Annotated in this window: 4 protein-coding genes; all 4 read left to right on the forward strand. The window is 55.1% G+C overall.

Annotation, left to right across the window (positions count from 1 at the left end; translation table 11 throughout):
* Positions 1–251 precede the first annotated feature (251 nt).
* Positions 252–995, forward strand: coding sequence for a 3-oxoacyl-ACP reductase FabG (gene fabG, locus F8I07_RS00495; protein ID WP_292654322.1), 744 nt, complete (start codon positions 252–254; stop codon positions 993–995).
* Positions 996–1073: 78 nt separating this feature from the next.
* Positions 1074–1766 (forward strand): response regulator transcription factor, encoded by a 693-nt coding sequence (locus tag F8I07_RS00500; RefSeq protein ID WP_292654325.1) that lies wholly within the window; start codon positions 1074–1076, stop codon positions 1764–1766.
* Complete coding sequence (locus F8I07_RS00505; RefSeq protein ID WP_292654327.1) at positions 1763–2602, forward strand: HAMP domain-containing sensor histidine kinase; 840 nt, start codon at positions 1763–1765, stop codon at positions 2600–2602. Before F8I07_RS00500 ends, F8I07_RS00505 begins: the two co-directional genes overlap by 4 nt.
* A 35-nt stretch (positions 2603–2637) precedes the next feature.
* The coding region (locus tag F8I07_RS00510; RefSeq protein ID WP_292654329.1) for a response regulator transcription factor at positions 2638–3149 on the forward strand (512 nt) is incomplete at its 3' end.

Here is a 3149-nt window from a genome sequence, read left to right on the forward strand (position 1 = left end):
CCCACGGCGGGCTCAACAACATCGCCCCGACGGTGCTGGAACTGATGGGACTCGAAAAACCGGCAGAGATGGATGAATCCTTGATCGAGAGCTGAAAGGATTTTTCTACAAGGAAAACCGGTTTCACTCGATAGCTCTGGCAGTCGCGAACGCAAGCGCCCGTTTCACGGGTTGAGCGCTCCTTTGTCGCCATCGAGTGAAACCTCTCTGAGATCTTTTTAAACGGATCAATAAAATTTTAAGGAGTATGAATGCAGTTTAGCGGAAAGAATGTTCTGGTCACGGGTGCAAGTCGGGGGATCGGAGCGCAGATCGCCAAAACTCTGTCGGGTTACGGTCTGAAGGTCTGGATCAACTATCGAAGCGGCCAGGCCGAGGCGGAAGCGGTCAAAGGGGAGATTCTCGCCGCGGGTGGGTCCGCCGAGACCGTCGGTTTCGATGTCAGCGACGAGGCGGCGTTCGTTGAGGCGATCAAGCAGATCGTGGAGAGTGACGGGGAGCTGAGCTACCTGGTCAACAATGCCGGGATCACCAAGGACAAGCTGGCGATGCGGATGAAGACCGAGGAGTTCATGGCGGTGATCGAGGCCAACCTCAAATCGGCTTTCATCGGTTGCCGCGAGGCGCTCAAGGTGATGGGCAAGAAGCGTTTCGGGTCGGTGGTGAATGTCTCCAGTATCGTCGGCGAAACCGGCAACGCCGGCCAGACCAACTATGCTGCCAGCAAAGGGGGGATGATTGCCATGACCAAGAGTTTCGCCCAGGAGGCGGCCCCACGGGGGATCCGCTACAACGTCGTCACTCCCGGTTTCATCGCGACGGAGATGACCGAGGTGCTCAAGCCCGAGATCAAAGAGAACTTCATCGCCAAGATCCCCCTGGGGCGTTTCGGAGAGCCCAAAGAGGTGGCCGAGGCGATCGCCTTTCTGCTCAGTGATCACGCCTCCTATGTCACCGGCGAGACGTTGAAGGTCAACGGCGGAATGTTTATGTGATGGAAGATGGAGGATTGAGGATGGAGAATGGCGGTTGGCGTTGCATGGCAACGCTTTTTTCGATATTGAAATAGTTCCATGCCGCAGACGAACATTCCTAAAATCCTGTTACTCGAGGATGACCGTCTCTACAGCGAGACCCTCTGCGACTGGCTGGAGGAGGAGGGCTTCGAGGTGGAGGCGTGCCACGATCCCCACACGGCCTTCGAGCTCTGTTATGCCCGCCGTTTCGATCTCTACCTTTTTGATATCAACCTCCCGTTTCAGAACGGTCTGGAGACTTTTCGCCAGCTGCGTCAGAGCGGAGATGAGACACCGGTGATTTTCCTCACCTCCCGGGAAGACAAGGCGTCGCTGTTGGAGGGATTCGAGATCGGAGCCGATGATTACCTGCGCAAGCCGGTGGATCTGGAGGAGCTCACAGCCCGACTGGCGGCTGCGCTGCGGAGGAGGCATCGGGGGGAGGGGCCGAAAACCCTGGGGGTGTATACCATGGATCCCCGCTCCCGGGATCTGCTGCTGGAGGGGAAACCGCTTCGGCTGGGACGGAAAATTTATGACCTTTTGGAACTTTTCCTGGAACGTTCTGGGGAGACCGTCAGCCAGGAGGAGATCAAAGCGCGTCTCTGGCGCTATGACGAAGAGGCCAGTGAGGGGGCGATCCGGGTCTACATAACCCGGCTCAAAAAGCTTTTTCCTCAGGTGATTCAGAATATCCGTGGCGTGGGGTACCGTTTCGACCTCTCTAAAATCGATCGGGTTTCGGAATGAAAAAGGAGCTGATCTGGTCCCTGGTGATTTTCGGAACAATCATCGTCGCCTTTTTCGGTATTCACTTTCTTTTTCTTGCGCAGGAGGGCTTTGACAGGAGCAACTACCTGACCGCCTTTGCGATCCTCTTCCCCGGTGTGATGATCGTAGGCTATATCTTTCTATCGGGGCAGCTTGAGAGTCGTCATCGCCAGGAGGAGGAGCTGGAGCATCTGGTGAGAGAGGTGCTTCATGAGATCAATCTGCCTCTCTCTACCATCGAAGCCAACACGAGTATGATCCTCAAAAAGAGCGAAGATGAACGGCTGACAAAGCGGATCAGAAGAATCGAAGCGGCTTCGAAGCGTCTGGCACGGCTCTATCGGGAACTCTCCTACAATATCAAGCGGCAGATCGCCCCGGTTGAGAGGGAACATTTCGATTTGGCGGATGTGGTGGAGGAACGGGCTGCCTTTTTCAGAGAGATGGGGCGCAACCCCATCGAGACGAACCTGGAATCGACTTTCATCACCGCCGACCGGATCGGGTTGGAACAGACTCTGGACAATCTGCTGGAAAATGCCATGAAATACTCCGACAAAAAAGAACCGATTTTGATTCGCTTAGATGGGGGAGAGCTGTTGATCCGTGACCGGGGGATCGGTATGGATGAGAACGAGATCCTTAGGATTTATGAGCGCTATTATCAGAGTGACCGGAATGTGAAAGGCGAAGGGATCGGGCTGGCACTGGTGAAGCGGTATTGTGACGATGAAGGGATCGGACTGCGTCTCCGATCGGTTCCCGGGGAAGGGACCGAGGTAAGTCTCGATTTCAGCGGAAAAATCAGCGGGTAATTCTTTGTATATTTTGAGGTAATATAATCTACACCATGAAAATTCTGCTGCTGGAAGATGATACGGTATTGGGTGAGAGCCTCCAGGAGTTTCTGGAGATGGAAGGGTTTGACGTGGAGCGGGTGACCCGTGGAGAGGAGGTCTTTGACCGGACCTTCGACACAAGCTATGATCTCTATATTCTGGATATCAACGTTCCCGACATTAATGGCTTGGAGGTCTTGAAAGAGCTCTACGAGGCGGGGGATCAGACACCGGCCATTTACATCTCCGCTTTAACGGACATCCGGACCATTACCCAGGGCTTTGATCTGGGGGCGATCGATTATCTCAAAAAGCCCTTCGATCCTGAGGAGCTTCTCCTGCGGATCCGCCGCCATTTCCAGCAGACCTCCGACTCGGCCACCCGGGTGTTGCGTTATGGCAACCTGCGTTTCGAACCGGAGAGCGGCAAGGTCCAGATGGAGGATGGAGAGAGCTTTTACCTGGGGGAGGTCCAGGGACGGATCTTTCAGACGCTTCTGGAGCGGGAGGGGCAGCTGGTGCC

Source organism: Nitratifractor sp., from assembly GCF_015487065.1.
Classification (GTDB): Bacteria; Campylobacterota; Campylobacteria; order Campylobacterales; family Sulfurovaceae; genus Nitratifractor.

What these genes read in the sequence shown, in the direction of transcription:
- F8I07_RS00500 (WP_292654325.1), top strand. Translation starts at nt 1,074, where the DNA reads ATGCCGCAGACGAACATTCCTAAAATCCTGTTACTCGAGGATGACCGT.
- fabG (WP_292654322.1), top strand. Translation starts at nt 252, where the DNA reads ATGCAGTTTAGCGGAAAGAATGTTCTGGTCACGGGTGCAAGTCGGGGG.
- F8I07_RS00505 (WP_292654327.1), top strand. Translation starts at nt 1,763, where the DNA reads ATGAAAAAGGAGCTGATCTGGTCCCTGGTGATTTTCGGAACAATCATC.